33 protein-coding genes are annotated in these 26,191 nt (G+C 70.5%); 19 read left to right on the top strand and 14 right to left on the bottom strand.

Annotated features, from left to right (window positions below; all coding sequences use genetic code 11):
- Positions 1–55: 55 nt before the first annotated feature.
- Genes BMY97_RS47435 through BMY97_RS39460 form a run of 3 tightly spaced genes read left to right on the top strand, consistent with a single transcriptional unit; the run spans position 56 to position 2,879 of the window.
- Positions 56–652, top strand: coding sequence for a peroxiredoxin family protein (locus BMY97_RS47435; protein ID WP_177231754.1), 597 nt, complete (start codon positions 56–58; stop codon positions 650–652).
- A complete protein-coding gene (locus BMY97_RS39465) occupies positions 649–945 on the top strand; it encodes a glutaredoxin family protein (RefSeq protein ID WP_091627940.1) in 297 nt (98 codons plus the stop codon). Before BMY97_RS47435 ends, BMY97_RS39465 begins: the two co-directional genes overlap by 4 nt.
- Positions 942–2,879: a copper resistance CopC/CopD family protein gene (locus BMY97_RS39460; protein ID WP_091627938.1), complete on the top strand. Its 1,938-nt coding sequence runs from the start codon at positions 942–944 to the stop codon at positions 2,877–2,879. Before BMY97_RS39465 ends, BMY97_RS39460 begins: the two co-directional genes overlap by 4 nt.
- Before the next feature lie 9 nt (positions 2,880–2,888).
- Here BMY97_RS39460 and BMY97_RS39455 read toward each other — a convergent pair whose 3' ends face one another.
- From BMY97_RS39455 to BMY97_RS39445, 3 genes are read right to left on the bottom strand one after another with little or no spacing between them, the layout of a single operon-like run.
- Positions 2,889–3,233: a DUF1707 SHOCT-like domain-containing protein gene (locus BMY97_RS39455; protein WP_177231763.1), complete on the bottom strand. Its 345-nt coding sequence runs from the start codon at positions 3,231–3,233 to the stop codon at positions 2,889–2,891.
- Positions 3,234–3,269: 36 nt separating this feature from the next.
- Positions 3,270–3,467: a hypothetical protein gene (locus BMY97_RS39450; protein ID WP_091627937.1), complete on the bottom strand. Its 198-nt coding sequence runs from the start codon at positions 3,465–3,467 to the stop codon at positions 3,270–3,272.
- Complete coding sequence (locus BMY97_RS39445; protein ID WP_091627935.1) at positions 3,467–3,649, bottom strand: hypothetical protein; 183 nt, start codon at positions 3,647–3,649, stop codon at positions 3,467–3,469. The genes BMY97_RS39450 and BMY97_RS39445 overlap by 1 nt, the downstream gene beginning before the upstream one ends.
- 203 nt (positions 3,650–3,852) lie before the next feature.
- On the opposite strand from BMY97_RS39445, the gene BMY97_RS39440 reads away from it, so the two are divergent.
- Positions 3,853–4,440, top strand: a complete 588-nt coding sequence (locus tag BMY97_RS39440; RefSeq protein WP_245787738.1) for a TlpA family protein disulfide reductase — start codon at positions 3,853–3,855, stop codon at positions 4,438–4,440.
- A gap of 68 nt (positions 4,441–4,508) precedes the next feature.
- Here BMY97_RS39440 and BMY97_RS39435 read toward each other — a convergent pair whose 3' ends face one another.
- The 3 genes from BMY97_RS39435 to BMY97_RS39425 form a co-directional block, all read right to left on the bottom strand.
- A complete protein-coding gene (locus BMY97_RS39435; protein WP_091627934.1) occupies positions 4,509–5,417 on the bottom strand; it encodes a hypothetical protein in 909 nt (302 codons plus the stop codon).
- Between the two features lie 95 nt (positions 5,418–5,512).
- Positions 5,513–5,938, bottom strand: a complete 426-nt coding sequence (locus tag BMY97_RS39430) for a DUF6153 family protein (RefSeq protein ID WP_091627932.1) — start codon at positions 5,936–5,938, stop codon at positions 5,513–5,515.
- An 86-nt stretch (positions 5,939–6,024) separates the two neighbouring features.
- Positions 6,025–6,780, bottom strand: coding sequence for a methyltransferase domain-containing protein (locus tag BMY97_RS39425; RefSeq protein ID WP_091628059.1), 756 nt, complete (start codon positions 6,778–6,780; stop codon positions 6,025–6,027).
- Between the two features lie 28 nt (positions 6,781–6,808).
- Here BMY97_RS39425 and BMY97_RS39420 point away from each other — a divergent pair, with 28 nt between their 5' ends.
- The gene (locus BMY97_RS39420; protein WP_091627930.1) at positions 6,809–7,234 is read left to right on the top strand and encodes a MerR family transcriptional regulator; all 426 of its coding nucleotides are present in this window, start codon (positions 6,809–6,811) and stop codon (positions 7,232–7,234) included.
- Between the two features lie 25 nt (positions 7,235–7,259).
- Here the strand turns inward: BMY97_RS39420 and BMY97_RS39415 are convergent, their stop codons facing one another.
- The gene (locus BMY97_RS39415; protein WP_091627929.1) at positions 7,260–8,432 is read right to left on the bottom strand and encodes a permease; all 1,173 of its coding nucleotides are present in this window, start codon (positions 8,430–8,432) and stop codon (positions 7,260–7,262) included.
- Between the two features lie 154 nt (positions 8,433–8,586).
- On the opposite strand from BMY97_RS39415, the gene BMY97_RS39410 reads away from it, so the two are divergent.
- The 3 genes from BMY97_RS39410 to BMY97_RS39400 are packed head-to-tail and all read left to right on the top strand — an operon-like array spanning position 8,587 to position 11,316.
- A complete protein-coding gene (locus BMY97_RS39410) occupies positions 8,587–8,952 on the top strand; it encodes an ArsR/SmtB family transcription factor (protein ID WP_091627927.1) in 366 nt (121 codons plus the stop codon).
- The gene (locus tag BMY97_RS39405; protein ID WP_091627925.1) at positions 8,949–11,006 is read left to right on the top strand and encodes a heavy metal translocating P-type ATPase; all 2,058 of its coding nucleotides are present in this window, start codon (positions 8,949–8,951) and stop codon (positions 11,004–11,006) included. Before BMY97_RS39410 ends, BMY97_RS39405 begins: the two co-directional genes overlap by 4 nt.
- A 1-nt stretch (position 11,007) precedes the next feature.
- The gene (locus tag BMY97_RS39400; protein WP_091627924.1) at positions 11,008–11,316 is read left to right on the top strand and encodes a hypothetical protein; all 309 of its coding nucleotides are present in this window, start codon (positions 11,008–11,010) and stop codon (positions 11,314–11,316) included.
- A 1-nt stretch (position 11,317) separates the two neighbouring features.
- On the opposite strand, the gene BMY97_RS39395 is transcribed toward BMY97_RS39400, so the two are convergent.
- Positions 11,318–11,893 carry a TetR/AcrR family transcriptional regulator gene (locus BMY97_RS39395; RefSeq protein ID WP_091628057.1) on the bottom strand — a complete coding sequence of 192 codons (576 nt, stop codon included), beginning with the start codon at positions 11,891–11,893 and terminating at the stop codon, positions 11,318–11,320.
- Between the two features lie 99 nt (positions 11,894–11,992).
- Between BMY97_RS39395 and BMY97_RS39390 the strand changes: the two genes are divergently transcribed.
- Both BMY97_RS39390 and BMY97_RS39385 read left to right on the top strand, forming a co-directional pair.
- Positions 11,993–12,619, top strand: a complete 627-nt coding sequence (locus BMY97_RS39390) for a class I SAM-dependent methyltransferase (RefSeq protein ID WP_091627922.1) — start codon at positions 11,993–11,995, stop codon at positions 12,617–12,619.
- 23 nt (positions 12,620–12,642) lie between these two features.
- Entirely contained in the window at positions 12,643–13,332 is a 690-nt protein-coding gene (locus BMY97_RS39385; RefSeq protein ID WP_091627920.1) for a DUF2218 domain-containing protein, read from the top strand.
- A gap of 34 nt (positions 13,333–13,366) precedes the next feature.
- Here the strand turns inward: BMY97_RS39385 and BMY97_RS39380 are convergent, their stop codons facing one another.
- Positions 13,367–14,011 (bottom strand): phosphate signaling complex PhoU family protein, encoded by a 645-nt coding sequence (locus BMY97_RS39380; protein WP_091627918.1) that lies wholly within the window; start codon positions 14,009–14,011, stop codon positions 13,367–13,369.
- A gap of 12 nt (positions 14,012–14,023) precedes the next feature.
- Between BMY97_RS39380 and BMY97_RS39375 the strand changes: the two genes are divergently transcribed.
- Both BMY97_RS39375 and BMY97_RS39370 read left to right on the top strand, forming a co-directional pair.
- On the top strand, positions 14,024–14,602 hold the full coding sequence (locus BMY97_RS39375; RefSeq protein ID WP_342744085.1) for a DinB family protein: 579 nt from the start codon (positions 14,024–14,026) through the stop codon (positions 14,600–14,602).
- Positions 14,603–14,813: 211 nt separating this feature from the next.
- Entirely contained in the window at positions 14,814–15,236 is a 423-nt protein-coding gene (locus BMY97_RS39370) for a YkvA family protein (RefSeq protein ID WP_091627914.1), read from the top strand.
- Between the two features lie 21 nt (positions 15,237–15,257).
- Here the strand turns inward: BMY97_RS39370 and BMY97_RS39365 are convergent, their stop codons facing one another.
- On the bottom strand, positions 15,258–15,611 hold the full coding sequence (locus BMY97_RS39365) for an ArsR/SmtB family transcription factor (RefSeq protein WP_091627912.1): 354 nt from the start codon (positions 15,609–15,611) through the stop codon (positions 15,258–15,260).
- A gap of 21 nt (positions 15,612–15,632) precedes the next feature.
- On the opposite strand from BMY97_RS39365, the gene BMY97_RS39360 reads away from it, so the two are divergent.
- On the top strand, positions 15,633–16,763 hold the full coding sequence (locus tag BMY97_RS39360; RefSeq protein WP_091627910.1) for a cation diffusion facilitator family transporter: 1,131 nt from the start codon (positions 15,633–15,635) through the stop codon (positions 16,761–16,763).
- Between the two features lie 19 nt (positions 16,764–16,782).
- Here BMY97_RS39360 and BMY97_RS39355 read toward each other — a convergent pair whose 3' ends face one another.
- From BMY97_RS39355 to BMY97_RS39345, 3 genes are read right to left on the bottom strand one after another with little or no spacing between them, the layout of a single operon-like run.
- Positions 16,783–18,042, bottom strand: coding sequence for a cysteine desulfurase family protein (locus tag BMY97_RS39355; protein WP_245787737.1), 1,260 nt, complete (start codon positions 18,040–18,042; stop codon positions 16,783–16,785).
- Positions 17,940–19,223 (bottom strand): MFS transporter, encoded by a 1,284-nt coding sequence (locus BMY97_RS39350; protein ID WP_091627906.1) that lies wholly within the window; start codon positions 19,221–19,223, stop codon positions 17,940–17,942. The genes BMY97_RS39355 and BMY97_RS39350 overlap by 103 nt, the downstream gene beginning before the upstream one ends.
- Positions 19,220–20,578: an MBL fold metallo-hydrolase gene (locus BMY97_RS39345; protein ID WP_091627904.1), complete on the bottom strand. Its 1,359-nt coding sequence runs from the start codon at positions 20,576–20,578 to the stop codon at positions 19,220–19,222. The genes BMY97_RS39350 and BMY97_RS39345 overlap by 4 nt, the downstream gene beginning before the upstream one ends.
- Positions 20,579–20,662: 84 nt before the next feature.
- Between BMY97_RS39345 and BMY97_RS39340 the strand changes: the two genes are divergently transcribed.
- Positions 20,663–21,316, top strand: a complete 654-nt coding sequence (locus BMY97_RS39340) for an ArsR/SmtB family transcription factor (protein WP_091627902.1) — start codon at positions 20,663–20,665, stop codon at positions 21,314–21,316.
- Positions 21,317–21,328: 12 nt separating this feature from the next.
- On the opposite strand, the gene BMY97_RS39335 is transcribed toward BMY97_RS39340, so the two are convergent.
- Positions 21,329–21,955 (bottom strand): class I SAM-dependent methyltransferase, encoded by a 627-nt coding sequence (locus BMY97_RS39335; protein ID WP_245787736.1) that lies wholly within the window; start codon positions 21,953–21,955, stop codon positions 21,329–21,331.
- A gap of 73 nt (positions 21,956–22,028) precedes the next feature.
- Between BMY97_RS39335 and BMY97_RS39330 the strand changes: the two genes are divergently transcribed.
- The 5 genes from BMY97_RS39330 (at position 22,029) to BMY97_RS39310 (ending at position 26,132) form a co-directional block, all read left to right on the top strand.
- Positions 22,029–22,475: a MarR family winged helix-turn-helix transcriptional regulator gene (locus BMY97_RS39330; protein ID WP_177231758.1), complete on the top strand. Its 447-nt coding sequence runs from the start codon at positions 22,029–22,031 to the stop codon at positions 22,473–22,475.
- A complete protein-coding gene (locus BMY97_RS39325; RefSeq protein WP_091627898.1) occupies positions 22,472–23,524 on the top strand; it encodes a flavin-containing monooxygenase in 1,053 nt (350 codons plus the stop codon). Before BMY97_RS39330 ends, BMY97_RS39325 begins: the two co-directional genes overlap by 4 nt.
- A 106-nt stretch (positions 23,525–23,630) precedes the next feature.
- The gene (locus tag BMY97_RS39320) at positions 23,631–24,017 is read left to right on the top strand and encodes a YciI family protein (RefSeq protein WP_091627896.1); all 387 of its coding nucleotides are present in this window, start codon (positions 23,631–23,633) and stop codon (positions 24,015–24,017) included.
- Between the two features lie 7 nt (positions 24,018–24,024).
- Complete coding sequence (locus BMY97_RS39315; protein WP_091627894.1) at positions 24,025–25,266, top strand: RNA polymerase sigma factor; 1,242 nt, start codon at positions 24,025–24,027, stop codon at positions 25,264–25,266.
- Positions 25,263–26,132: a carboxymuconolactone decarboxylase family protein gene (locus BMY97_RS39310; RefSeq protein ID WP_091627892.1), complete on the top strand. Its 870-nt coding sequence runs from the start codon at positions 25,263–25,265 to the stop codon at positions 26,130–26,132. The genes BMY97_RS39315 and BMY97_RS39310 overlap by 4 nt, the downstream gene beginning before the upstream one ends.
- Positions 26,133–26,191 lie beyond the last annotated feature (59 nt).

The raw sequence follows: 26,191 nt of genomic DNA, 5'->3' as shown, positions 1-26,191 counted from the left end.
CGAGGTCGAGCGCCTGCGCGGCGGATCGGCCCGGCGCCGGTGGACGATCATTGCCGTGTCCGTGGTCGCCGTGCTCGCCGTGGTCGGGTTGTACCTCGTCTACCAGAGTTCCCAGGGCCAGCAGGGCGGCACCGCGACCAGCGGCGGCAGCGGCTACCGGCACGTCGCAGGCCAACCCGGTATCGGTACGGCGGCTCCGGCATTCACTCTCGCCTCCAGTGCGGGCGGACAGGTCAGCCTGGCCGACTTCCGCGGCAAGAGCGTGTTGCTGTACTTCCAGGAGGGCCTGTCGTGTCAGCCGTGCTGGGACCAGATCAAGGACCTGGAACAGAACCAGGCCGCGGTCAAGAGCGCCGGGATCGACGCCGTCGTGTCGATCACCACCGACCCGGCCAATCTGATCGCGCAGAAGATGGCTGACGAGAAGCTGACCACCCCGGTGCTGTCGGACCCGACCCTGGCCGTGTCCCGCGCCTACCAGGCCAATTCCTACGGGATGATGGGCGACATGCGCGACGGCCACAGTTTCATCCTGGTCGGCCCGGACGGGATGATCCGCTGGCGTGCCGACTACGGCGGGTCGCCGGACTACACGATGTTCCTGCCCGCGCAGAAGATGCTCACCGACCTGGCCCAGGAACGGAAGCCGTGAGCGAGCCTGCGAGCGAACCATTTGCGCAGACCGAGCCGGTCGAGATCACGTTGCTCACCCAGGACGACTGCGGCTTCTGCGAGCAGGCCAAGCAGGTCCTGGATCGCGTGGGGGCGGACTTTCCGTTGCAGGTCACCGAGATCGACCTCGCCACCGACGAGGGACGGCGGCTGGCCGCGCAGGCGGGCGTGCTGTTCGCGCCCGGTATCCTGGTGAACGGACAGCCCTTCTCGTTCGGGCGGCTGTCGGAACGCAAGCTCCGCCGCACCCTCCGCCAGCACTCCCTGGCATGACCCGTGTTCTCCGGCGGCGCCGCGCTCTGCGCCGCGCCGCCGTCCTCCTGCTCATGGTTTTCGGGACCGTGCTGGCCGGTGCGACACCGGCCAGCGCCCACCCCACCTTGCTGTTCACCGATCCCGCGACCGACACCGCTGTCCCCGACACGCCCCCGGTGATCACGCTGGTGTTCAACGAGCCCGTGACGGCCGGGCCCCGTGCGCTGACTCTGCTCGACAGCGATGGCCGCATGGTGCCGCTGGGCCCGACGAGCACGGCGCGCGAGGGTCACGTCGTCAGCGCGGCACCGGCCGGGACGGTCCGGCCGGGCACCTACCGGGTGCGGTGGCAGGTCACCGGGTCGGACGGGGACCAGGTCGAGGAGGAGTTCCGCTTCGCCGTCGGGACCGCGGTCACCGGCGCCGGCACGACCGGTGCGCAGTCGATCGCCTGGGGCGAGGCGGCGCTGCGATGGCTGCTGTTCGCCGGACTCGCCCTCGCGCTCGGCGGCGTAATCGGCGAACGCTTCACCACCTCGGCGCGACGCGAGAACCCCCGGCTGCCCGCGCCCCGCTCGTGGGTGCCGCCCGCCGCACTCGTCGGACTGGCCGGTGTGGTCGCACTGGCTGTCCTGCTCATCGTCGGCACGGGCACGCCGACCACTCTCTGGCAGGGCCGAGCCGGGCAACTCCTTGCCGTTGAAGCCCTTGGCCTGGCCGTCGCCTTTGGACTGTCTATCGTCCACAGTGGACGGTGGCGGCCGTGGGCGGTCATCCCGTTGCTGGCTGTGGTGGACGCCGAAGGCTGGCGCTCGCACGCCAACATCGCGGCGCCGGGGTGGGGCGGGCTGCTCACCGGCACGCATCTGGCCGCGGTCGCGATCTGGGTGGGTGCCCTGACGCATGTGGCCCGCGCCGTCCTGGCCTGGCGGCGGGAGCGCCCCGCGGTGCGCTGGGTGCTGGCCGGCTATCTGCGGCTCGCCGGGTGGGTGTTCGCGCTCGTGGTGACCACCGGGATCGTCAGCGCGCTGCTGCTGGTGCCGCTGTCCGCGCTGCTGACCACGACCTACGGGCAGGTCCTGCTGATCAAACTCGCCCTCGTGATCGTGGCGGCCGGGCTGGCGCTTACCGCGCGCCTGGCCGTGCGCCGGGACCGGGCCGACCGGGTGCGGCTCCTGGCCCGGCTCGAAAGCACCGCGCTGGTCGGGGTGCTCGCCCTGTCCGCGGTGCTGGTGTCGACCCCGCCCGCGACCAGCCAGCAACCCGGACCGCCCCCGCCGCGCGGACAGGTGGTGCCGCTGGGCACCCTCGCCGGTCAGGTCGGTGTCACCGCGCAGGCCAGCGATGGCCAACTGGTGGTACGGCTGACCACACCCCGCCGCGGCGACTACTACGCACCCGAAGCGGCCCAGAGCTTCACCCTCTCCGGCCAACTGACCTCACCGCACCACGAGAGCACGCCGCTGGAGTTCTCAGGCTGCGGCAACGGCTGCTTCATGTCCACTGTGGACTGGTCTCCGGGTGACAACGTGCTCAGCTTGCACGCGCAGGCATCCACCTGGCGCGGCGGCAACGTCAGCCTGCTCGTGCCCTGGCCGGTCACCTCCGGCGCGGCCGAACTCGCGCGGGCGGTACAGGCGCTGCGCACAGTCGACCACCTCACCGTGTACGAAGCCGTCACCAGCGACACCACCACCGCCCTGCCCGAGCCGCAGCAGCTGGAGCTGACCGGGGAGTTCTTCGCCGCCCAGGAGCCTTACGCCGCGGGCAGCGCTCCTATCGCCACCCGGATCTCCCGCGACGGCCAGCCTGTCCGGCTCGCCCTGGGCTACCCGGCCGCGGCCACCACTGTCGCCCTCACCCTCGACGCGCAGGGCCGGATCAGCGAGGAAACCCTCACCGACGACACCCACCTCATCCACCGCCGGTTCGTCTACCCCGGCCACGAATGACCGCGGGAGTCAGCCGCATATGCGGCCCATCTGCGCCATCATCTGACCCATCCCGCCCGCGGTCGCCGGACCCGCCAACGCCAGCAGCGCACCAGCCAGGAACAGGACGGCCAAGACGACCGCCAGCGGCACCAACCACCGCGACACCGGTGTCGGCGCCGGGGATGGCGAGACCAGAACCGGAAGGTCACGGGTCAGCGTGACGAGCTCACCCACGGTGCGTGCGGCATACGCGGCGGCTGAGCGCTCGGAGAACTCCTCCAACGTCAAACGGCCTTCGCCCACCTGCGCGTGCAACAGCGACACCACGCGTTCACGATCGGCGTCCGAGGCGCGCAGTCCCGGATCGGTCATCGCCACCACTTCACCTGCGAGCGTACGTCGAAATCCTCACCGGTCACCGTCAAGCACCTCCTGGGCTCGCAACACGCGCACCTCCTCCCGCAGCTCGGCGATCTGCCGATCGAGATCGTCACGTCCGGCGGGCGCGCCGCAATGGCTCCGCCCGCGCAGCATCGGCCGCACGCAGGAGAAGTAGGTGGCCGTGACCGCGGCGATCGCGATCACCGCGACAACCCAGGTGGGCATCACCGCGCGCCCTTCGCGCGCTCGGACTTGAGCTGCTCGACCTCCGCCCGCAACTGCGCGACCTGCTCCTGGCTCGCGTCCTCTTCCGGGCCTTTGCGCTGGCCGCGCATCATGAGCCACATCATCAGACCCATCCCGACCGGGCAGGCCAGGACCGCGACACCCCACAACACCGACTGCATGGCTCCTCCACGAGGGTGCGGCACGCACGTCCGGCACCCATCTCATACTATCTACGTACGGAGATAGTAGATAGTTCCCGGTTGGACGCCCACAGCCGGCCACTTCGGCGACATCGAGGACGAGAATCGTGACGACGCCGCACGACAGCACGTCGACCCAGACGCGTCGCGTCCTGCGCAGGTGGTGGCCCATCCTGGTGATCGTGGCGATCGCCGCGGCAGCCGCGTTGTGGCCGGGAACGTCCCCGCGACCGACCAGTGCGGCGCCGAGCAGTGTTCCGCGTCCGCCCGTTGATCTGGTGGCCGCGCGTGCCCGCGCGCAGCTGCGCCCGTGCCCGCCACCCCAGTCGACCGGGCCGTCGCCCACCGCGCTGCGCGGCGTTCAGGTGACCTGTCTCGGCGACGGGGCGAGCGTCGACCTCGGCGCCGCAGTCGCCGGGCGAACGACAGTGATCAACGTGTGGGCCAGCTGGTGTGGCCCCTGCCGGGACGAACTGCCCGTGCTCGACGCCTACGCGACCTCACCCGGCGCGGTGCAGGTCCTCGGCGTGCAGGTGCAGAGCGATCCGGCCGACGGACTGGACCTGCTGACCTCGCTGAACGTGCACCTGCCATCCGTCATCGACTCCGATGGCGCGGTGAGCACGGCATTGCACGCACCCGCCTATCTGCCGGTGAGCTATGTCGTGACCGCTGACGGCGCCCTCCGCCAGGTCCTGCCGCCCACCCCGTTCTCGTCGCCCGAACAGGTGGCCCGCACCGTGCGAGCTCTCTCCTCGGGCCATTCCTGAGCCGCCCTGATTCGGTGCCGGGTTCGCCGCGACGGCGAGGCGACCCGGCACCGAATCAGCGGCCGGTGTCAGGCGGTCAGGGTGATCGCCGCGGTGTGCAGGACACCGGCGGTCTGGAATTGCAGGAACAGCCGCCAGTTCCCCGCTTTCGGCAACTCGGCGTGGAACGACAGCGTCGGCCCGCCGTGGTCCCCGCTGACCGCGCCTTCCGGGTGCAGGTGCGCGAACGCGAGGTCACCCTCGTGGAAGGCGGTCAGGTGGGCGTAGGTGTCCAGGTAGGGCTGCAGGTCGGTGATCGGCTGGCCGTCCTTGGACACCGCCACGGTCAGCGTGCCCGGCATTCCACTGTGGACGTTTCCGGACAGCGTCAGCGTGTAGCCGTCGACCTGTGTGGTCGTCGAGGCGGGCGGCACGGGCTGCACCGTGGGCGTGCCGGGCACCGTGAGCTGCTCGCTGAGTACCAGCGGAACGGCCTTGCCGGTGCCGTCCTTGGTGATGAAGGAGGCGTAGGCCCGGTAGGTGCCAGCCTGCAAAGCCGCCACCGGCGCGGTCCAGGTGCCGTCCGCGGCCATCTCGGGGTGGACATGCTGGAAACCGGTCAGGTCCGAGCGGATCAGGTAGAAGTGCATCAGCTTGGTCTGATCCGGTTCGAAGGCGGTGACCGGCTTGCCGTCGGCGCCCTGGATCTGGAATCGCACCGGCGCCGCCTGGCCAGCTGGCAGGGATGTGGTGGTCGGCGCGAACCGGAACCCGGACGCCGAGGGGGCCAAGCCGTCCCCGGACGGCATGGCGGAACCGTCCATGCCGGGCATGTCGTGCTGGCTGGTGGAAGCGGATGGAGGGGTGGAGCCGTGGTCCATTCCGGACATGCCGGACGTTGAGTCGCTACCGCAGGCGACCGCGGCGAGGCTGACCACCGCGGCAGCGGCGGTCGTGGTGACTGCGCGACGAACGCGCAGGCGGGAACTGGTGACCATCAGAATCAGCACTCTTTCGGACGGCGCGCGTCACCGCGCGCACGGTGAACAAGGACCTCATGAGTGACCGGGCGAATCCGGTCACCGAGGCCCTGTCACGTCCGGGACACGCACAGGCTCACCAGCAGGGCAGGACCGGCACGAGGCATCGCGCTGCTCGCCCACACGGCGCCGGGCCTCGGATCTGCTGGCGTGGCGGGGACAGCCAGTCCGGCGACCGGCAGCGTGAGCGGTCCGGTCACCTCGCCCCGCGGCGGCGTGGACACACAGACCGTGCCGTGCCCACCAGCGTGCGGCGAGGTCGCTTGCGACCTGGGATCAGGCATGCTCGACGTGGCCTCGGCCGGCGCGGTGTCGTGCCCGGCGGTGACCGTCGGCGGGGCCATGCTCGTGGTCGTCGCCGGAGTGCCACCGGCGCAGCCGGTCTCGGCCGCCGTGCCGATGCCGTGCATGAACAGCAGGCCGAGCAGCACGGCGCACGCGGCCAGCGAGCGGGCCGTCACCCGTGCCACCCCGTCCACCGCGCTCCTCCGTTCGCCAGCCGTGCCTGACGCCTGCCAGCCTAGCCGCGCCGGACCGGTGCCTGCGTGGGCTGTGATTCCTGCGGTCAGGCGCGTTGGGCCGCGGCCACGAACAGCGGCAGCGCGAGGAAGAGCCGCCCGGCCCGCGCACGCTCGGTTTGTTCCGCGATCCAGGCGTCGGCCTGCTCGCGAGTGACAGCTCCAGCCGTGCTGGACGCTTCGGCGAGCCCGGTGACCATGGGCAGCATCGTCGCGTCGGTGAACACGGCGGTGTGCACGTCGACGGTGACGTCGGTGAAGCCGGCGTCCAGCAGCAGGGTGCGGTAGCGGCGGGCGGCCCGAGGATTGGGAACAGTGTCGGCGCGGGCGTGCACGATGCGCCGGGTGAGCGCTGCGTCGTCGGAGTCGATCACGATGGTGTCCCAGTCCTGGCCGACGAGCACGATCCGCCCGCCGGCGCCGAGGACGCGCCGGGCCTCACCGAGCGCTCGGGCCGGGTCGTTGAGTTCGTGGAACACCTTGTCCGCACGGTATCCGGCCGCCTGGCCGTCGCCGAGCGGCAGCGCATAGGCGTCACCGAGGCGGAAATCCCCGCCGTCCCACCGCGTGCGGGCGAGGGTGATCATGTGCTCGCTGACGTCGACCCCGACCGCCGTCGCGCCTCGCTCGGTCAGTTCGGCGACCGCGCGGCCCGCACCGCATCCCACGTCGACCACGAGCGCGCCCGGTTGGAGCTGGAGCAAGTCGTAGGTGCGGGCGCGCAGGTCGGCGGCGCCAGGAAGGGCATCCGCCCGGTCGAGCACTGCGATCAGGGAGCCGGTGTCGCTGGTGTTGGTGGACATGCCGGCCATGCTGCGACTTAATGTTGACATGAAGTCAAGCGAGACGGTCCTGACGATCGGTGAGATCGCCGCGTGCTTCGGCCTGGCGACTCATGTGCTGCGGCACTGGGAATCGATGGGGCTGCTCTCGCCCGTCCGAGCCGCCGGCAGCCGCCGCCGGTACGGCCGGGACGACCTCTACCGAGTGGCCGTGATCCTCCGCGCCAAGGAGGCGGGATTCAGCCTGAACGACATCCGCGACATGATCACCGCCCAGGAGCCGGCGGCGCGCCGCGACGTTCTGCGACGCCGCCACGCCGAGCTGGCACGCCGGATCGCCGAAGCGCAGGCGTCCCTGGAGCTGATCGAGTGCGCCCTGGACTGTGACCACGACGACTTCACCCAATGCGACCATTTCCAAGCCATGGTGGCCGACCGGATCGGGATCGGCTCACCCGCGCACGTCCGGGCGTAGCGGCCGGCGCGAGTGCTGCGGGCAGTCAGCGGTGGTGCTCGTCGTGATGGTCGTGGCCATGTGGCGTGTCGGGTGAGCCGCCCATCATCCGCAGCATGCCGAGCCCGCCCGTCCGCACGAACCGCACGATCAGCACGGCCGCCAGGATGAGGAAGGCGATGTTGAGCCACGTCGTGTAGTTCCACGAGATACCCTCCTCCATCACCGTCGCCGAACGCTCCTTCGGGATGAGACCGGTGACGCCGAAGAGGAGCTCGACGAGGTAGCCGGCACCGACCATGGCCGCGTAGAACGTGCCGAGCAGCACCAGCGTCATCTTTGCGCCGTAGTACTTCCGGTAGATGTTGAGGATCGGCAGGATCAGCAGGTCGGCGAAGATGAACGCGACCACGCCGCCGAAGCTGATCCCGCCGTTCCACAGCACCGCGGCCAGCGGGACGTTCCCGATCGAGCACACGAACGACAGGATTGCCACGATCGGCCCGACTATCGGTCCCCAGAGCGCCGAGACGATCGGGTGGTCGGTGAAGAAGAACGCGCGCCAGAACGACTCCGGCACCCACGCGCCGATCGCCCCGGCGATCAACAGCCCGATCACCAGATCCCGCAGGATCGCCGCCCATTCCATGACGAACACGTGCGACACCGACGTGAAGCCGTCACGCGAGGCGAGCCGCCGCCAGAACGAGCCCTCGCCGCCGACCGACATGTCCATCGCGGCGTGGCCTTCCATTGAGCCGGCCACGCCCTTCTCTGCTTGCTCGCGGGCCTTAGCGATGAGCCGTTTCCGGACGAACAACCGGAACAGCACCGCGAGCAGCACAATCATGATCGGCCCGCCGACGAACTCCGCGGCGGTGAACTGCCAGCCCATCAGCAACGCCATGATGATGCCCAGCTCGACGACCAGGTTGGTGGAGCCGATCTCGAACGCCATCGCGGCGGTGAAGTCCGCGCCCTTGCGGAACAACGACCGGGCCAGCGCCACCGCGGCGTAGGAGCACGACGACGAAGCCGCGCCCAGCACCGACGCGACCGCCAGCGTCTTCGGCCGGTCATCGCCCATCAGCCGCACGATCGTGGACTTGCGTACCACCGCCTGCACCACGGCGGACAGCGCGAACCCGAGGATCAGCGCCCAGAGGATCTCCCACGTCATCGAGCCGGCCAAGGCCAGCGCGTGCCCGATCGCGTCCATCACGACCACCTTTCGATACCCGCAGGGGGTATTTCACGTGGGGACTCTAGCTCTCATGATCGGGGTTGTCACGGCCGCTCGCGCTCCGACGGCACCTGGTGCGGGAAGCGCCACATTGTTGCCCAAACATATCGACGGTTGTTAGATTGACCCTATGAGTGACGACCAGTGCGAGCTGTTGTGCATCGACTTCGATCACGCCGAGGCCCTGCGCACCGCCCTCCCGGCGGCGGAGGAACTCACGCGGCGGGCGGAGCGGCTACGGGCGCTGGGTGACCCGACCCGGTTGCGGATCGCGCACGCCCTGCACGTCGGCGACGAGCTGTGCGTGTGCGACCTGGCCTGGATCGTCGGCTCCTCCCAGGGGCTGGTGTCGCATCACCTGCGGCAGCTGCGCTCAGCCGGGCTGGTCGGCTCCCGCCGGGACGGCAAGCTGGTGATGTACCGGCTCAACGCCACCGGCCACCAGGTACTGGACACCGTCACCGCCAGCATCACGGCGGAGGTTGATCCGGTATGAGCGACGCGTGCTGCGGCCCCGACGAACCCGGCCGCGACGATGACCACGAGGAGACGCCTCAGCGGCTGTGGCAGGTGCAGGAGATCCAGCTCGCCGCGGTCGCCGGGCTCCTCGTCGTCGCGGGCTTACTCGCCGGGTGGCTAGGCTCCACGATCACCTCCGTCGTGGCGTATCTGCTCGCGGCCGGGATCGGCGGGTACACCTTCGTGCCCGGCACCCTGCAGGCGTTGTGGCGGCGCCGGATCGGGGTCGGCACCCTGATGACCATCGCCCTGGCCGGTGCGCTGGTCCTCGGCCAGTTCGCCGAGGCGGCCATGCTGGCGTTCCTGTTCTCCATCAGCGAGACCCTGGAGGACTACTCACTGGCCCGCACCCGCCGCGGCCTGCGCGCCCTGCTCGCTTTGGTCCCAGACCGGATCACCGTCCTGCGCGACGGCAGCGAGGCCACGATCGCGCCGGAGCAACTGCGGGTCTCCGACCGGATGCTGGTACGGGCCGGGGACCGGGTGGCCAGCGACGGCATCGTCCGGAGCGGACGCTCCAGTGTGGACACTTCGGCCATCACGGGCGAGTCGGTTCCGGTGGAGATCGCACCGGGGGACGAAGTGTTCGCCGGGTCGATCAACGGTATCGGCGTGCTCACTGTGGAGGCCACCGCCACCACCGAGGACAACTCGCTGGCCAAGGTCGTGCGCGTGGTCGAGGACGCCCAGCAACGCAAAGGCGTCCGCCAGCGCCTCGCCGACCGTATCGCCCGGCCCCTGGTGCCCGCCGTCATGGTTCTCGCCGCGCTCATCGCCGGTCTCGGCGCGCTGTTCGGGGATCCGGAGGTGTGGATCGAGCGGGCACTGGTGGTGCTGGTCGCCGCCGCCCCGTGCGCACTGGCGATCTCCGTGCCGGTCACGGTAATCGCCGCCGTCGGCGCCGCCAGCCGACTCGGTGTGCTCGTCAAAGGTGGCGCCGCGCTCGAAGCCCTCGGCGCGGTCCGCGCCATCGCGCTGGACAAGACCGGCACCCTGACCCGCAACCAACCCACAGTGACCGAGATCGTGCCCGCGGGCGACACCAGCCCGCAGCGGGTACTGGCGGTAGCCGCCGCGCTGGAGGCCCGCAGCGAACACCCCCTCGCCGCCGCGATCCTCGCCGCCACCCCGAACCCGGCCGCCGCGGACAACGTGACAGCGGTTCCCGGCGCCGGGCTCGAAGGCAGCCTGGACGGTGTCCCGGCCCGCTTGGGCAAGCCCGGCTGGATCGACCCCGGACCGTTGTCCGGCGACGTGGCCCGGCTGCAGGAGGACGGCACGACCGTGGCCGTGATCGAACACGACGGCACCCTGCTCGGGCTGATCGGCATCCGCGACGAACTCCGCCCAGAAGCCCCCGACACCGTCCACGCCCTACGCGAGGCCGGGCTCCACGTGACGATGCTGACCGGAGACAACACCGCCACCGCCACCGCCCTGGCCGGCCAAGCCGGGATCACCGACGTGCACGCCGAACTGCGGCCCACCGACAAAGCCGCGCTCATCGAGCAGCTACGCCACCGGCACCGCGGCGCGATCGCGATGGTCGGCGACGGCGTCAACGACGCCCCCGCCCTGGCCACCGCCGACGTCGGCATCGCCATGGGCGCGATGGGCAGCGACGTCGCCATCGACACCGCCGACGTCGCCCTCATGGGCACCGACCTGCGCCACCTCCCCCAAGCATTGGCGCACGCCCGCCGCGCGCGAGTGATCATGCTGCAGAACATCGGACTGTCCGCGGCGATCGTGCTCACCCTCGTGCCGCTCGCCGCATTCGGGTTCCTCGGACTGGCCACCGTGGTGTTCATCCACGAACTCGCCGAAGTCTTCGTCATCGGCAACGGCGTCCGCGCCGGACGACTCCGCCCACTCCGCGGCGCCAGCACACCCGAACCCATTGCCCCACAACAGATTCCCGCCGCACCGGCGGGCGCGGCACAAGACGGCGGTTGCGCCTGCTGCGCACCCGAATCCACACCCACCGAGCAGCAAAGCATGCTGCAGCTCTCGCCGATCCGAAAGCCGTGACATGCGGATCCAGTTCCTGCACGTCCCCGGCTGTCCCGGCGCAACCGTACTGACTGAACGACTCACCCGCCTCCTGGCCGAGCGGCCCGACGTGCAACTCGATCGGCAGGTCGTCACGGATGACGCTCAGGCCGTAGCGCTGGGGATGTCGGGCTCGCCGACGCTCCTGGTCAACGGTGCGGATCCGTTCGCCGAGCCGGGCCGGTCGCCGAGCATGTCGTGCCGGTTGTACACCGGCCCCGACGGGCACGTCAGCGGCTCGCCCTCCACGGTGCAGCTCCGCCGTGTCCTCACGGCAGCGGAGAACTGAGTCAGCGTGGCGGGCGCAGCCCGGCCAGCGTGACCGTGACCAGCCGACGGACCGCGGCCTTGGACGGCAGGCCGCCGGCCGCGGTCAGAGCGTAGAGGCAGTAACCGGCGAGCTCGTCGGGCGCGACGTCATCCCGGACGTCGCCGGCCTTCGCGGCCTCCGCGAGCAGGTCCCGGACGAAGCCCTGCAGGTGCTGCTGCGCGTGGGCGGTATGCCCGCCGCCATGCAGGAGAGCGCCGAGGTCCGCACCGTGACGCTGGCGCTCGTGGGCAATGAACGCATACGCCTCCAGTACCGCGTCGAGCCGCCGACCGGCGTCGCCGGCCTCGTCGCGGATGTCGACGAGTTGCTGAAGGTGCGCGGCGATCTGACGCTCATGCCAGGCGAACAGGATCGCTTCGACATCGGGAAAGTACTTGTACAGCGTCGCCCGGCCGATGCCGGTCTTCTCGGCAATCTGCGACATCGTCACCGACGTCAGCCCGTGCTCGGTGGCCAGCGCCCAAGTGGTGTCCAGGATCGCCTCACGCACCGCGTGGCGATGCGCGTCGATCGTCTCGTTCCACAGCTTCGGCACCACCGCAGTATACGCAACGTCTCTGTCAATACACTCTGGATTGACAGAGACAAAGTGTCTCGATAAATTGGCGGTCGCACCCACCTGGGAGGACCTGCCATGACCGGCCTGCCGCCACATCCCCACCCCGATGCCGCGAACGCGCGACGACCCGACGAGCTTTACCTCACCCCGCCACCGTGGGACATCGGCCGACCCCAGCCTGCGTTCGCCGGCCTCGCCGAAGCCGGTGCCATCACCGGGCGAGTGCTGGACGTGGGCTGCGGGACCGGCGAGCACGTGCTCCTGGCCGCGGGCCTCGGCCTTGACGCCACCGGCGTCGACCTCGCGTCCACCGCGCTGACGGCCGCCGAGCGCAAGGCCCGCGACCGGGGCCGTCCGGCACGATTCCTGCGGCAGGACGCCCGGAACCTGGTCGAGCTCGGCGAATCCTTCGACACCGTGCTCGACTGCGGCCTCTTCCACATCTTCTCCGGCGACGACCGCACTGCCTTTGTCGAGAGCCTGCGGTCCGTGCTGGTGCCGGGCGGGCACTACTTCATGCTGTGCTTCAGCGACCGGCAGCCCGCCGACGGCTGGCCACGGGTCCATCGCGTGACGCGGGAGGAGATCACTGCTTCCTTCGCCGACGGCTGGCGGATCGACTCGATCGAGCCGGCCACGATCGAGATCACCGCCGACCCGGACGGCATCCGGGCCTGGCTCGTCACCACCACCCGGATCTGAACGTGCCCACGGAGAGGCCCAGCATGCCGACCGCCGAAGCCCGCGTGCAGACCGACCGCCCCAGCCGCTACCTCGTCCAACTCTGCCGGCACGCCAACCAGATGAGGCACCGCCCGCGCAGCCACGACGGCGAGAACCCGCACACACCCCCGGAAATACAGCACGCCGAATGGTCCGACACCGACGGGACCGTCCAGCTGAACTGGGGCCGGTGGACGCTGCACGCCACTCCCGGCACCCTGATCCTGCGCGCCGAGGCCGACACCGACAACAACCTGCAGCAGATCCAACGACTCCTCGCCGCGCGCCTGGAAAAGATCGGCCGTCGCGACGAGCTGACGGTGGTGTGGCAGCGACTTGATGCACCCGGCGACACCGCGGACACCTCTGTCCCGGCGCAGGAACCGCAGCGCGCCGAGACCGCCGCACGCCGACGGTTCCACTTAGGATGGTGGTTTCTCATCGTTGTCGCCGCCCTGGTCGTCGCCGCGCACCTGGGGCTGGGTGGCGCCGTGCTCGCTGCCTCGCGGTGGACGGACTGGACCGCCCTCGGCCTGGTAGCTGTCTTCCTGCTCAAGGTCATCGGCCTGCGCCTGCTCGCCACCCGTCGAGGCACGAACGCTCACCGACCCCACCGTGTCCTGCGCAAAATGGTTCGCCACCAGAACAAGGCCGCGTCCGCAGCCGAGTCAGAGAGCGGCACAAATCCGTGATCAGCACCGAGACCAGCGTCGGACGCGACGGGGTTCAGTTCGGGAGCGTGCCCGTCGTGGCGAAGTCGAGGCGCCGAGCTGCCGAGACGGCCTGGTCGGCGAACCGCTCGTAAAACCGCGCCAGCAGCGCCACGTTCGTCGCCGTCCGTACGCCGTCGGACCAGTCCGTGCCGGTGACAGTGGCCATTACCTCGGCGTGAAGCGCGTCAACGGCGTCATCGAGACGATCCATCTCGGCGAATCCGTCCGGAGAGAATCCGCTGATCAGACCGCGCAGATGGATGGCCATGTCTCCGGCGCGCTGTCCCAGCGTGGCGAAGAGGTCGCGCAGGCTGGGCGGGATGGCCGGCTCGGGATGGTTGAAGCGGACGGTCGCCGCGATGTGCGCGGCCAGGTCTCCCATCCGCTCGATGATCTCCGCGCAGTACAGCGCGGCGAGGATGGTGCGCAAGTCCCCGGCGACCGGCGCCTGCAACGCCAGCAGCTTCTGAGCGTGGTCTTCGCACGCGCCCCGGTGACGGTCCAGCTCGTCATCGTCGGCCACCACCCGCTCGGCGAGTGCCAGATCGGTGTCCAGCAGCGCCTGCGTGGCACGCCGCATCGCCTCCGCGGCCAGCCCGCACATCGCGTCGAGCTGCTCGCCCAGCTGCGCCAACTCGCCGTGAAACGCCTCCCGCATTCGATCAGCCTAATGCCCCGCGCAGCGGCGTGTGCTCCGCTGGCCACGGAGGAGTCGGAGGCGGACACTGCACTGGTGGACAAGCACGCCGTTCATCAGGACCTGGAGCGAGTCCGTACGACCTTCCACCGGCTCCTCGACGACGCGACCGCCGATGACCTGCGCCGCCCGTCGAACGGCACGCGCTGGACCAACCGGCAGTTGCTGTTCCACATGCTGCTCGGCTACCTGATCATGCGCGCCCTGCTCACCCTCGTGCGCCTCTTCGGACGGCTCCCAAGCAACGTCAGTCGAGCCTACGCGCGACTACTCAACGCGGGCACCAAGCCGTTCGACGCGGTCAACTACCTGGGCTCCCGCCTGGGCGGGAACGTCCTCACCCGGCACCGCATGGGCGTGCTGTTCGACCGGACCACGGCCGCGCTCGATCGCCGGCTCGACACCGAAACCGACGCGGACCTAGCCCGTGGCATGCACTACCCGACCCGATGGGACCCCTTCTTCGCCGACTTCATGACGCTGGGCGACGTGTACCGCTTTCCCACACAGCACTTCGACTACCACCTCCGCCAACTCACCCTCGGCCGGTGACCGCACCGGCTCGCCAGGGGCGGACGCCGCGTACCCCCGTCCACCCCGCTGTGGTTCAGGCGCTGGGAGGGATCCCCATGCAGGCGGTCAGGGCGGCGGCGTTGTCCGCTGCCAGCGCTGCTCGCGGTCGGCGGTGCCTGGGCTGGATGGCCGTGGGCCGACCCGGTGGTCGGGCTGGCGAGCCGGCGCAGTCGCGAGCGGTGGATCTGTCGTGACCGGCTGGTTCTGGTGGGACCTGCTCGTCGGCGTTGTCGCCGCGGTGCTGCTGGCCTGGCTTGCGTTGGTGATCGTGCTGGTCATCGCCCGCCCGCGGGGCGGGCTGCTGCGTGAGGCGCTGCGGGTGCTGCCCGACGTGGTGCGCCTCGTGCGGCGGCTGGTCGCTGACAAGACCTTGCCGCGCGGTGTTCGTATCCGGCTGGGGTTGCTGCTGGCTTACCTCGCGTTCCCGATCGACCTGATCCCGGACTTCATCCCCGTTCTCGGGTACGCCGATGACGCCATCATCGTCACCGCGGTGCTGCGCAGCGTGGTCCGCCGCGGGGGCGTCGATGCGGTCCGTGCGCACTGGCCCGGTACCGACGACGGCTTTGCCGCCGTTGCCCGGCTCACCGGCCTGGACCGACCCGCCCGATGACCGACCTGCTACTCACACCACTCAGTCGTGCTCGGGGAGCTGACGCAGGCCGTGGTCGGCCTGGGCCAGGGCGTGGGTGAGCAGGGCACGCACGTGCCCGCCGCGCAGACGGTAGAGCGCGTGGCGGCCGTCGCGGCGGGTGGCGACGAGTCCGGCGAGGCGGAGTTTGGCCAGGTGCTGCGACACGGTGGGGCGGGCCATCGCCACGGCCGCGGCGAGCGTCGTGACGTCGCGGTCGGCGTCGAGCAGCGCGATGAGCAGCCGCAGCCGGGTGGGATCGGCGAGCATGCTGAAGAACTCGGCGGTGGTGTGGATCTGGTCGTCGGTGGCGTCGCGCCAGTGTTCCGCCGACGCCGCCTCGTCATGTGCGTACATAACAACGTATAGTGCCTCAGCATGGGCGATGACACCAGCAAAGACACCCCCGAGGCGGACGCCGCGGTGCGGCAGACCGGTCACGAGCCCACCGGTGAGCACGGCCACGGCCATGGACATGGCCACGCCGAGGGGCACGGCCGTGGGCATGGTCACGTCGGCGGTGGTCCGCTGTCGCGACTGTGGGGCCAGGTCAAGCACGCGGTGACGCCGCACAGCCACGACAGTGCGGACATCGTGGACTCCACGCTGGAGGCCAGCGCGCGCGGCATGCGCACGTTGTGGATCTCGTTCGCCGGTCTGATGGTCACCGCCGTCGCTCAATTGGTGGTGGTGCTGATCAGCGGGTCGGTGGCGTTGCTGGGTGACACGCTGCACAACTTCGCCGATGCGTTGACCGCTGTGCCGCTGGCGATCGCCTTCCTGCTCGGGCGCCGGGCGGCGACCCGGCGTTTCACCTATGGCCTGGGCCGCAGTGAAGACCTGGCCGGGCTGGTGATCCTGCTGGTCATGTTCGCCTCTGCCGTGCTGGCGGCGTGGACCGCGATCGACCGCCTGCTCAATCCTCGCGACATGACCGAGATCGGCTGGGTCGCCGCCGCCGGGGTCGTCGGGTTCCTCGGCAACGAGATCGTCGCTCGTTACCGCATCACCGTCGGCCGCCAGATCGGTTCGGCCGCACTGGTCGCCGACGGCCTGCACGCCCGCACCGACGGGTTCACCAGCCTCGCGGTCCTGCTCGCCGCCGGCGGCTCCTGGCTCGGCTGGCGGTGGGCGGATCCGGTCGTCGGGTTGCTGATCACCACGGCGATCCTGTCAGTCCTGTGGGGTGCGGCCAAGGAAGTCTTCTCCCGGATGCTCGACGCGGTCGACCCGGCGCTGGTCGACACCGCCGAACAAACCCTCGCCGCCACCCCCGGTGTTCGCGGGGTGGACACGATCCGGCTGCGCTGGGTCGGGCACTCGCTCATCGCCGAGTCGGAACTCGACGTCGATCCGACCCTGACCCTGCTGCAGGCCCACAAGATCGCCCACGACGCCGAACATCGCCTGATCCACGCGCTGCCGCGCCTGAACGAGGCACTCATCCACGCCCACCCCGGCGGTGACGCGGGCGCGGACCACCACGCGGCCGTCCGCCAGCACTCATAGGGCGTCCCCGTATCGCGGTCTACGGCCGGCGTGCGGAGGCGGTGATCAGCTCCGCGGCACGGTCGACGTCGTCTCTGGTGCTCCATCGGCCCAGCGACAGCCGCAACGCGGCCAGGCCCCGGTCGGCGTCCAGCCCCATGGCGGTGAGCACCGGCGAGGGTTGATGGTCACCGCTGTGGCAGGCCGATCCGGTCGACGCGGCGATATCGGGTGTCGCGGCGAGCAGGCTGTGTCCGGTGATGCCGCGGATGCTGATGTTGAGCGTGTTCGGCAGCCGCGCACTCATGGGCCCGTTGAGAAGAACGCGCTCGGGCAGGCTGCGGACGAGCAGGTCGTGGAGACGGTCCCGCAACTGCTGGATGCGGTGACGGCCTCCTGCGGCAAGGTCGTCGGCGGCGAGTTGCGCGGCGGTGCCGAGAGCGACGGCGAAGGCGACGTTTTCGGTGCCGGCCCGCAGTCCGTGTTCTTGCCCGCCGCCGTAGATCAGCGGTTCGAGAGGCACTCCGGATCGGATATAGAGCGCGGCGATGCCTTTCGGTGCGTACATCTTGTGCCCGACCACCGTCAGCAAATCCACATCAAGCGCGGACACGTCGAGCGGGATCTTCCCGACCGCTTGGGCCGCGTCGCAGTGGAACACCGCGCCGTGCTCGTGGGTGACGCGGGCGAGTTCGGCGATCGGTTGCAGCGCACCGGTTTCGTTGTTCGCCGCCATGATCGACACCAGCACGGTGTGCTCGGTGAACGCGGCGGCCAACTCGGCCGGGTCGACCACACCAGCACCGTCGACCGGCAGATAGGTCACGTCGACCTCGTGCCAGCGCCGCAATGCCTGATATGTCGCCAGCACGGCGGGATGCTCGGTCTGCTGAGTGATCACATGCGGCCGGTCGGCTCCAGCCGCCAGGACCGCGCCGCGGATGGCGAGGTTGTCGGCTTCCGACCCGGATCCGGTGAACACGATCCGCCCGGCGGCCGCGCCGATCAGGGCGGAGACCTGGCCGCGGGCGTGCTCCAGTGCCGCGCGGGGCGCGGTGCCGTAGTGGTGGTCGCTGGAGGGATTACCGAACCCGCCAGTCAAATACGGCAGTATCGCCTCGGTGACGGCAGGGTCGATCGGGGTGGTGGCGTTGTAGTCGAGGTAGATCGGACCGTCGGTGAGTCCACTGGGGACGGTCACGATGTGCCTTTCTCCCACAGTGGAGCGGATGTGTGTGTTTCGTACATGCGGATCGCCACGATCAGCCCGGAGACGGCGGTGATCGCGGCGACCACCCACACCGCGGCCCGCAGGCCCCAGAGGTCGGCGACGATGCCGGCGAGCAGGGCGCCGACGGCGAAGCCACCGTCGCGCCAGAGCCGGTAGACGCCGACCGCGCGGGCGCGCCACGCGGGGTGGGCGACGTCGCCGATCGTGGCGAGCAGGGTCGGATAGACCAGGGCGGTACCGGCGCCCAGCAGCACCGCCGCTACTGCCCACACCGCGAACGTGTCGGCCACCGCGATGAGGGCAAGGGCCACGGCTTGGACTCCCATGCCCGCGGTGATCAGGTGTTTGCGGCCCCAGCGGTCCGACAGCGGCCCGGTGACGAGCTGGCCGAGCCCCCAGACCGCGGGGTAGAGCGCGGCGAGGATCCCGATGCGGGACACCGGCAGTCCGGTGGTGGCGAACAGGATGGGGAACAGGCCCCAGGCGAGGCCGTCGTTGAGGTTGTTGACCATCCCGGCTTGGCTGGCCGCGGACAGGGCGGGTTCATGCAGGCTGGTGTGGGCGAAGACCTGGCTGTCGGTCAGGTCGGCGTGGAGGTGGTCGTGGCGCCCGTCGGCACGGGCGGTGTGCTGGGTGGCTTCGAGCCGGGCGTGGTCGCGGGTCTCGTGCACGGCGAACGTGGTCAGGCCGAGGGCGAGGGCGGCATAGGCCAGGCCGAGCAGGAACGGCGCCGGCCGCAGCCCGTAGCGGGCGGCGAGGTACCCGGTGGCCAGCGCGGTGACGGCGACCGCGAGGTATCCGGCGGCCTCGTTGAGGCCCATCGCCAGGCCGCGGCGGGCCGGTCCGGCGAGGTCGATCTTCATGATCACGGTGGTGGACCAGGTCAGGCCCTGGTTGATCCCGAGCAGCACGTTGGCGGCCACGACCCAGCCCCACGACGGCGCCCAGATCAGCATCAGCGGTACGGGGAGCGCGATCAGCCACCCGGCCAGCAGCACCGGCTTGCGGCCGTAGCGGTCGGAGAAAATGCCGGCGACGTAGTTGGTGGCGGCCTTGGTGATGCCGAAGGCGAGCACGTAGGTGAGCAGGAAGGTGTAGCCGGTCAGGTGGAAGGTCTGTTCGGCCAGCAGCGGCAGCACCGTGCGTTCCTGCCCGAGCTCGCCGCCGACCAGGGCGTTGACCGCGACCAGCAGGCTGAACTGGGCCAGGTTGGCGCGGATCCCCAGCCGAAGCTCGCCGGCGACGCTCACGCGCCGGTCTCCAGCCGGTGACCGGTGGCGGTGGCCCAGTCGTCGGGGCCGCCGGTGAGCACGGCGAGGTCGCGGTGGCCGGCTTGTTCGAGCAGGCTGGCCGCGCCCATCGCGCGTTCGCCGTGCCCGCACATCACCACCAGCGGCCCGTGCGGCACCTCGGTCGCCCGGCTGGACAGATCGCCGAGTTCGAGATGCAGCGCACCGGGCAGGTGCCCGGCAGCGAACTCCGGGGTCTGCCGGATGTCCAGTACCGGCGAGTCGATGTCGCCGGGCCCGACGAGCCGGGTCGTGGTGGTGGGTTGCTCGGCGGCGACCCACGCGGCCAGGCCGCCGGTGAGTTCCCCGGCGAGGTTGGTGTAGCCGATCTTGGTGGCCTGCCAGGCGATCTCCGCCGGATCCTGATCGGCGTTCCGCAGCATGATCAGCGGCCGGTCGGGCGGGGCGAGCCAGCCGAGCCAGGAGGCGAACACCGGCCGCAGCGGGATGGACAATGCGCCGGGCACGTGCGCGGCGGCGAAGTCCGCGACCGGTCGCGCGTCCACCAGCAGCGCGCCGTGGGCGAGCAGCGACCGCGTCTGGGCGACGTTCAGGCCGGCCAGCGCCGGAGGGTGATCGAGCACGTCGGGTCCGCGGCGGTTGATCTCGCCCAGGCGCAGGAAGTACGGCGGGAAGCTGCCCAGCGACCCGAGCAGTGCGGTGACGAACGCGTCCTCGTCGGCGGCGCGCAGCAGCGGATTCGTGGCTTTCTCTCGGCCGATGGTGCTGGTGCGTTCCGTGCCCGGCGGGGCGGAACAGAACGAGCCCGCGCCGTGCGTGGGCCACACCGCCACGTCGTCCGGCAGCGTGGCCAGCCGTTGCAGCGACGCGTACTGGGCGCGGGCCAGCGCCTCGGTCCGCTCGGGCGAGACGAGGTCGGTGCGGGCTGCCGCGCCCACCAGCAGCGAGCCACCGGTGAACACTCCGACCGGCTTGTCGCCGTCCAGCAGCAGGAACGACAGGTGCTCATGGGTATGTCCCGGCGTGCCCAGGGCTCGTAACCGCAGCCCGCCGAGATCGACCTCGTCACCGTCGCGCAGACCGTTGTGCTCGAACTCGCGGTGTCCGGCCGCGGAGGCCAGCACCTGCGTGCCCTCGGTGGCCGACAGCTGGCCAGCGCCGGAGAGGAAGTCGGCGTGCAGGTGGGTGTCGGCGGCGAACGCCACCGTCAACCCGCGGCGCCGGGCGGCGGCGGAGGTCGCGCGCAGGTCGAGGCTGACGTCGACCACCATCGCGCGCCCATCGCCGAGATCCAGAAGGTAGGCGGAGTTGCCCAGTCCTTCGTCAACGAGCGGAACGACCTCGACCGTGCTCACCCGCCACCTCCTTGACTCTTGACGAGCGGGTGGGATGCCCGCGCGACTACTGTTCTACACTATTCCAAGGATGATTGGAGAACCATGGGTGAGCGAGCCGCCAAGACCACGCTGTTCGAGCAGTTCGCCCGCGTGGGCAAGGCGCTGGGCAGCGGGAAGCGGCTGGAACTGCTGGATCTGCTGGCGCAGGGCGAGCGCACGGTCGAGGCACTGGCACGGGCCGCGGAGCTGGGGCTGAGCACCGCCTCGGCGCACCTGCAGACCCTCAAGCAGGCCGGCCTGGTGGCGACCCGCCGCGAGGGCACCAAGATCCACTACCGGCTCGCCGGTGGCGATGTCGCTTCCCTCTACGCCTTGGTGCGCAGCGTGGCCGGCGGGCACCTGTCCGACGTGGAGATCGCAAAAGCTGCCTATCTCGGACCGGATACCGAGCATGTCACCCGCGAGGAGCTGCTGCAGCGGGTCCGCTCCGGCGAGGTCACCGTGCTCGACGTACGCCCTGCCGAGGAGTACGCCGCCGGGCACATCCCTGGCGCGGTGTCGATCCCGCTGGACGAGCTTGCCGAGCGGCTGGCCGACCTGCCGGTGGATCGGGAGGTGGTCGCGTACTGCCGCGGTGCCTACTGTGTGCTCGCCCACGACGCCGTCCGGCTGCTTGCTGCGCAGGGACGGCCGGCTCGCCGGCTGGCTGACGGGATGCTCGAATGGCGGCTGGCCGACCTGCCCGTCGCCACTTGACCGGCGCTGCGCCTAGGCGGGCTTGGTCGCGGCGAGCCGCTCGACCGTGCCCAGCTTGAGCCGTTCCTGCCGCTGCACGACGAATCCGATCTGCTCGACCAGCGGCAGCGGACGGCGGGTCTGGTAGTCGCCGAGCATCCGCACCGTGAGCTTCTCCAGCAGCCGCTGTCCGAAGAGGATCAGCGCGTGGTGGCTGCCGATGTGGTCCAGCAGCAACAGTGTCCCGCCGGGGCGCAGCACCCGGTGCATCTCCACGATCGCGGCGCGCTCGTCGGGAAAGCCGCACAGCCCGAGCGTGCAGACGACTGTGTCGAACGAGGCGTCCGGAAACGGCAGTGCCTGCGCGTCGGCTTCCCGCAGCACAATCTCCCGGCCCACCTCGGCAGCGCGGTGGCGCGCGCGGTCCAGCATGGCCGCGCTGAAGTCGATCCCGGTCAGTCGCACTTCGTCCGAGTAGTGCACCAGGTTCCGACCGGTGCCCACTGCGACCTCCAGCACCTCGCCGCTGGCCTGTGCGCACACCCATTCCCGGCCGCCGCCGAACTGCAGCCGCTCGAAGAACCCCATGTCCCGGTCGTATCGCGGGGCGTAGCTGTCCCACTGCCGCCGCACCCGGTCCTCGTCGCCCTGATCGCTCACGCCTCCAGCCTCCCTCAGATCGTGAAGTGACTTCACTATGTACCATGGACACGACTTTCGGGAAGGGGTTGACGTGTCCGATGCTCCGATCGACGTCTTCGACAAGGCGTTCGAGCTGGCGGCCCGGCTGGCCGAGGCGATGCGCCAGGCTCTCGCGGAGCGTGGGTTGACGACCAGCCGCGCCGAGGTGATCTATCTGCTCGCCCGCGACGGAGCACTCGTGCAGCGCGCACTGGCGCAAGCGCTTGGCTGCACCCCGCGTCATGTCACCGGACTCGTGGACGCCCTGCAGGAGGGTGGATTCGTCCAGCGACGCCCGCATCCGTCCGATCGCCGCGCGACCTCGGTCGTCCTGACCGCGCAGGGCGCCGAGACCGCGCGCTGGATGACCGCCAGCCGGCGGGAATCGGCTCAGGCGATCCTCGGTGACCTGCCGAGCACCGACCTGGCGGCGTTCGTCCGGGTCGCCGACCGGATCCTGGGGCAGGTCGCCCCCTCCGGGGAGGCGGGCACGGGATGACGGTCCTCGATGTGGCCGTGGTCGGGGGCGGGCAGGCCGGCTTAGCCATTGGCTATCACCTGCGCGCCCGCGGGCTGGACTTCGAAATCCTCGACGGCGCCGACAGCGTCGGACACATGTGGCGCACCCGCTGGGACTCCCTGCGGCTGTTCACCCCGGCCCAGTACGCCGGACTCCCCGGCCTCGCCTTCCCTGCCGCGCCGGACACCTACCCGACCAAGGACCAGGTCGCCGACTACCTGCGGACCTACGCCAGCCACTTCACCCTGCCGATCCGGCTCGGCACCACCGTCACCGAACTTGCCGTGACCCCGGCCGGCAACACCCTCACAACCGCCGCGAGCGTGATCCAGGCCCGGCAGGTCGTGGTGGCCACCGGCCCTTTCCAGATCCCGGTGACCCCGGCCTGTGGAGGCGGATTCTCATCCGAGGTGCTCCAACTGCACAGCAGCTGCTACCGCAACCCGGAACCGTTGCGAGGGCTGCAGGTGCTCGTGGTCGGCGGCGGCAACTCCGGCTTCCAGCTCGCCACCGAACTCGCCACCGATCCCGGCGTCGGTGCCGTGACCCTCGCGAGCGGCACCCGCAACGCCTGCGTGCCCCAACGCATCCTCGGGCGAGACCTCTTCTGGTGGCAGACCATCACCGGGCTGATCTCCGCGCCCGCGGACTCCCGCCGGGGCCGCTGGCTGCGCCGCGGCGAAGGCACCGTCATCGGACTGTCCCACCGCGATCTCCGCCGAGCCGACATTACTGTCCGGCCACGTCTGACCAGCGCCAACCGGCGGCGCGCCGGATTCGCCGACGGCAGCAGCGTCGAGATCGACGCCGTCGTCTGGGCCACCGGCTACCGCCGCGACCACACCTGGATCACCGTCGACAACGTTCTCGACCACACCGGAGCGCTGCGCCACCACCGCGGCGTCACTCCAGCGACCGGCCTCTACGTCCTCGGACAGCCCTGGCAACACACCACCGGCTCCGCCCTCCTCGGCTTCGTCCAGCACGATGCCGCTTATCTCGCCCAGCGTTTGACCCGCCGCACATGACGTGTCCCGATCTCGGAGAAAGAGGCTGCGAGCGGGGTGTCGAGATACGGTCGGCCCGTTCGTCATCCTCTTCGACCGACCTGGACCCAGGTGAGACGGAGGACATGTGCAGTACATGCTGCTGATCTACGACTGCGACCGGCCCGAACCCGGCGATCCGGGCTTCGAGGAGGCCCTGGCCAGGGTGAACGCGTTCGCCGACGAGTGTCGCCGGCGCGGCGTGTTCGTGGCGGGGCATCCGCTACAGCCGGAGCGCACCGCCACCACCGTGAGCGTGCGGAACGGCCGGACGCTGATCACCGACGGCCCGTTCGCCGAAACCCACGAGCACCTCGGCGGCGCCTACATCCTCGACTGCCGCAACCTGGACGAGGCGCTGGAACTGGCCGCGCTGTGCCCGATGGCCGAACAAGGCTCGATCGAGGTGCGGCCGATCGCCGGCGTGCCTGGGCTGGACCACACGTCGTCGGAGCTGGCGTCCACCGGCGAATGAGCCGGGCATGACGGTCTCACCCGCGGCGGCGGTGGAGCGGGTCTACCGCGAGCACCAGGCCCGAATGCTCGCCGCGCTGATCCGCGTTCTGGGCGACTTCGAGCTGGCCGAGGACGCGCTGCAGGACGCCTGTGCGCTGGCGCTACGAAAGTGGGGCGACATAGTGCCCGACGACCCGGTCGCGTGGCTGCTGACCGCGGCCCGCAACTGCGCGATCGACCGGCTCCGGCGGGCCCGGCTCGGCCGGGAGAAGTTCGCCCAGCTCCGTGACCCATCGGAGGCGGTGACCATGGATTTCGGCGAGGAAAGCCTGCTCAGCGTGGGTGACGAGCGGCTGAGCCTGATCTTCACCTGCTGCCACCCGGCCCTGGCCGAGGACGCGCGGGTCGCGCTGACCCTGCAGGCCGTGGCCGGGCTGACCGCCGGGCAGATCGCCCGGACGTTCCTGGTCAGCGAGCCCACCCTTGCCCAGCGCCTGGTGCGGGCGAAACGGAAGATCCGCGACGCCGGCATCGCCCTGGACGTCCCCGCCGATCATCTGCTGCCCGAGCGGCTCTCCGGCGTCCTCGCCGTGGTGTACCTGATCTTCACTCAGGGCTACACCACCGCTCCCGGCAAGCCCGAGCACGACGCCCTGCGGCAGGAGGCGATCCGGCTCGCCAAGCTCATCGCCACTCTCATGCCGGACGAACCCGAAGCGCTCGGGCTGGTCGCATTGCTGCTGCTGCACAACTCTCGCGCCGCCGCCCGCTACGACCAGGCAGGCGACGTCGTGCTGTTGCAGGACCAGAACCGTGCCCGCTGGGACCACGCCGAAATCACCGAAGCCGCCGGGCTGCTGGATCGGGCACTGCGGTTGGGGGCACCCGGGCCGTACCAGCTGCAGGCCGCGATCGCCGCGCTGCACGCCCAAGCCCCCTCGGCCGACCGGACGGACTGGCCGCGCATCGCCGCCCTCTACACCGAACTGCTCGCGGTGGCGCCGTCGCCGGTGGTGGCGCTGAACCACGCGGTCGCCGTGGCCATGTCCACCACCCCGGCCGAGGGACTGGCGCTGATCGACCGGATCGACGGGCTCGACCGCTACCACCTGCTCCACGCCGCCCGCGCCGACCTGCTGCGCCAGCTCGACCGGACCGAGGACGCCGCCGTCGCGTATCGGCGAGCGCACGAGCTTGCCACCAACCCTGCCGACCGGCGGTTCCTCGCCGCCCGCCTGCTCGCCCTCGACACGCCGGAGTCCCTATGAGACTGTCCATCCTCGACAACGGACACCGCCGTCGCGCGAAGCTGTTCCTCGCGGCTACTTCCACTCTGTCGCGTGTGGAGAGTCCGGATATCGTGAAGATGCTGCTCTACCGGCCGGATTTCCTCACCCGCCCGCTGCTGGAGCTGACAGCCGACGCGATGCGCGGGCCCTCGTACTGGACGGCCGGCGAACGCGAGTACCTAGCGATCTGCACCGCACAGCTGCACCAGTGTCCGTTCTGCATCGACACCCACGCCGAGCTCACCCGCATCGCCGGCCACGGCGAAATCGACCCGGACAATCCCACCTCGGCCCGCCCCGAAGTCCACCAGGTCCGCGAGTTTCTCGACGCCGTGAACCTCGACTCGGATCACGTCGACGCCACTGGTATCGCCGGCCTGCCCGAGCAGGCGGTAGTGGAGGCGCTGCACGTCCAGCTCGTGTGGAACGTGATCAACCGCCTGGCCAACACCTTCGGTTTCGAACTGCGCGACGGGCAGCTGCACAGTGGCACTCGCGCGCTGCACCGGTTCGGCTACCGGTTCCCCGGCTTCCTGCTCGCCGGCGGCGACCGCACCGACCACGGCGATGTCGTGGAAAACCTTCGTCACGCCGTGCTGAACGCGTCCGCCACCACCGCCTCTGTCCTGCGTACGGCCGCGGCGACCGGCGACACGGTTCCCGAGCTGTGGCGGTCCTACGCCGAGACCGTCCGCGACGCGTCGTACAAGGTGGCCAAGGCCGACATCGCCCGCCTGATCGCCGCCGGGCCCGCCGAAGACGAGATCTTCGAGGTCACCGTCGCCGCCGCGGTCGGCGCTGCGTTGCGCACCTACGATGCCGGCCGGCACGCCATTTCGGGTTGAAGCGGGCTGCCTGTCGAGAACGACGGTCTCTGTTCGTCCTCCGGTGCGTCAACCGACGA

Origin of the sequence: Amycolatopsis saalfeldensis (assembly GCF_900110575.1) — a bacterium.
GTDB lineage: Bacteria > Actinomycetota > Actinomycetes > Mycobacteriales > Pseudonocardiaceae > Amycolatopsis > Amycolatopsis saalfeldensis.
Note: the sequence above shows the minus strand (reverse complement) of the source record. Positions and strands in the feature narration are given on the sequence as shown.

Bases quoted from the DNA above. Each gene is read 5' to 3' on its own strand.
- BMY97_RS39310 (WP_091627892.1), top strand. From the start codon at position 25,263: ATGAGACTGTCCATCCTCGACAACGGACACCGCCGTCGCGCGAAGCTG.
- BMY97_RS39420 (WP_091627930.1), top strand. From the start codon at position 6,809: ATGAAGTCAAGCGAGACGGTCCTGACGATCGGTGAGATCGCCGCGTGC.
- BMY97_RS39360 (WP_091627910.1), top strand. From the start codon at position 15,633: ATGGGCGATGACACCAGCAAAGACACCCCCGAGGCGGACGCCGCGGTG.
- BMY97_RS39405 (WP_091627925.1), top strand. From the start codon at position 8,949: ATGAGCGACGCGTGCTGCGGCCCCGACGAACCCGGCCGCGACGATGAC.
- BMY97_RS39410 (WP_091627927.1), top strand. From the start codon at position 8,587: ATGAGTGACGACCAGTGCGAGCTGTTGTGCATCGACTTCGATCACGCC.
- BMY97_RS39425 (WP_091628059.1), bottom strand. From the start codon at position 6,780: ATGTCCACCAACACCAGCGACACCGGCTCCCTGATCGCAGTGCTCGAC.
- BMY97_RS39450 (WP_091627937.1), bottom strand. From the start codon at position 3,467: ATGCCCACCTGGGTTGTCGCGGTGATCGCGATCGCCGCGGTCACGGCC.
- BMY97_RS39325 (WP_091627898.1), top strand. From the start codon at position 22,472: ATGACGGTCCTCGATGTGGCCGTGGTCGGGGGCGGGCAGGCCGGCTTA.
- BMY97_RS39385 (WP_091627920.1), top strand. From the start codon at position 12,643: ATGCCGACCGCCGAAGCCCGCGTGCAGACCGACCGCCCCAGCCGCTAC.
- BMY97_RS39435 (WP_091627934.1), bottom strand. From the start codon at position 5,417: ATGGTCACCAGTTCCCGCCTGCGCGTTCGTCGCGCAGTCACCACGACC.
- BMY97_RS39365 (WP_091627912.1), bottom strand. From the start codon at position 15,611: ATGTACGCACATGACGAGGCGGCGTCGGCGGAACACTGGCGCGACGCC.
- BMY97_RS39445 (WP_091627935.1), bottom strand. From the start codon at position 3,649: ATGCAGTCGGTGTTGTGGGGTGTCGCGGTCCTGGCCTGCCCGGTCGGG.
- BMY97_RS39455 (WP_177231763.1), bottom strand. From the start codon at position 3,233: ATGACCGATCCGGGACTGCGCGCCTCGGACGCCGATCGTGAACGCGTG.
- BMY97_RS39340 (WP_091627902.1), top strand. From the start codon at position 20,663: ATGGGTGAGCGAGCCGCCAAGACCACGCTGTTCGAGCAGTTCGCCCGC.
- BMY97_RS39415 (WP_091627929.1), bottom strand. From the start codon at position 8,432: ATGGACGCGATCGGGCACGCGCTGGCCTTGGCCGGCTCGATGACGTGG.
- BMY97_RS39460 (WP_091627938.1), top strand. From the start codon at position 942: ATGACCCGTGTTCTCCGGCGGCGCCGCGCTCTGCGCCGCGCCGCCGTC.
- BMY97_RS39400 (WP_091627924.1), top strand. From the start codon at position 11,008: ATGCGGATCCAGTTCCTGCACGTCCCCGGCTGTCCCGGCGCAACCGTA.
- BMY97_RS39315 (WP_091627894.1), top strand. From the start codon at position 24,025: ATGACGGTCTCACCCGCGGCGGCGGTGGAGCGGGTCTACCGCGAGCAC.
- BMY97_RS39390 (WP_091627922.1), top strand. From the start codon at position 11,993: ATGACCGGCCTGCCGCCACATCCCCACCCCGATGCCGCGAACGCGCGA.
- BMY97_RS39380 (WP_091627918.1), bottom strand. From the start codon at position 14,011: ATGCGGGAGGCGTTTCACGGCGAGTTGGCGCAGCTGGGCGAGCAGCTC.
- BMY97_RS39375 (WP_342744085.1), top strand. From the start codon at position 14,024: ATGCCCCGCGCAGCGGCGTGTGCTCCGCTGGCCACGGAGGAGTCGGAG.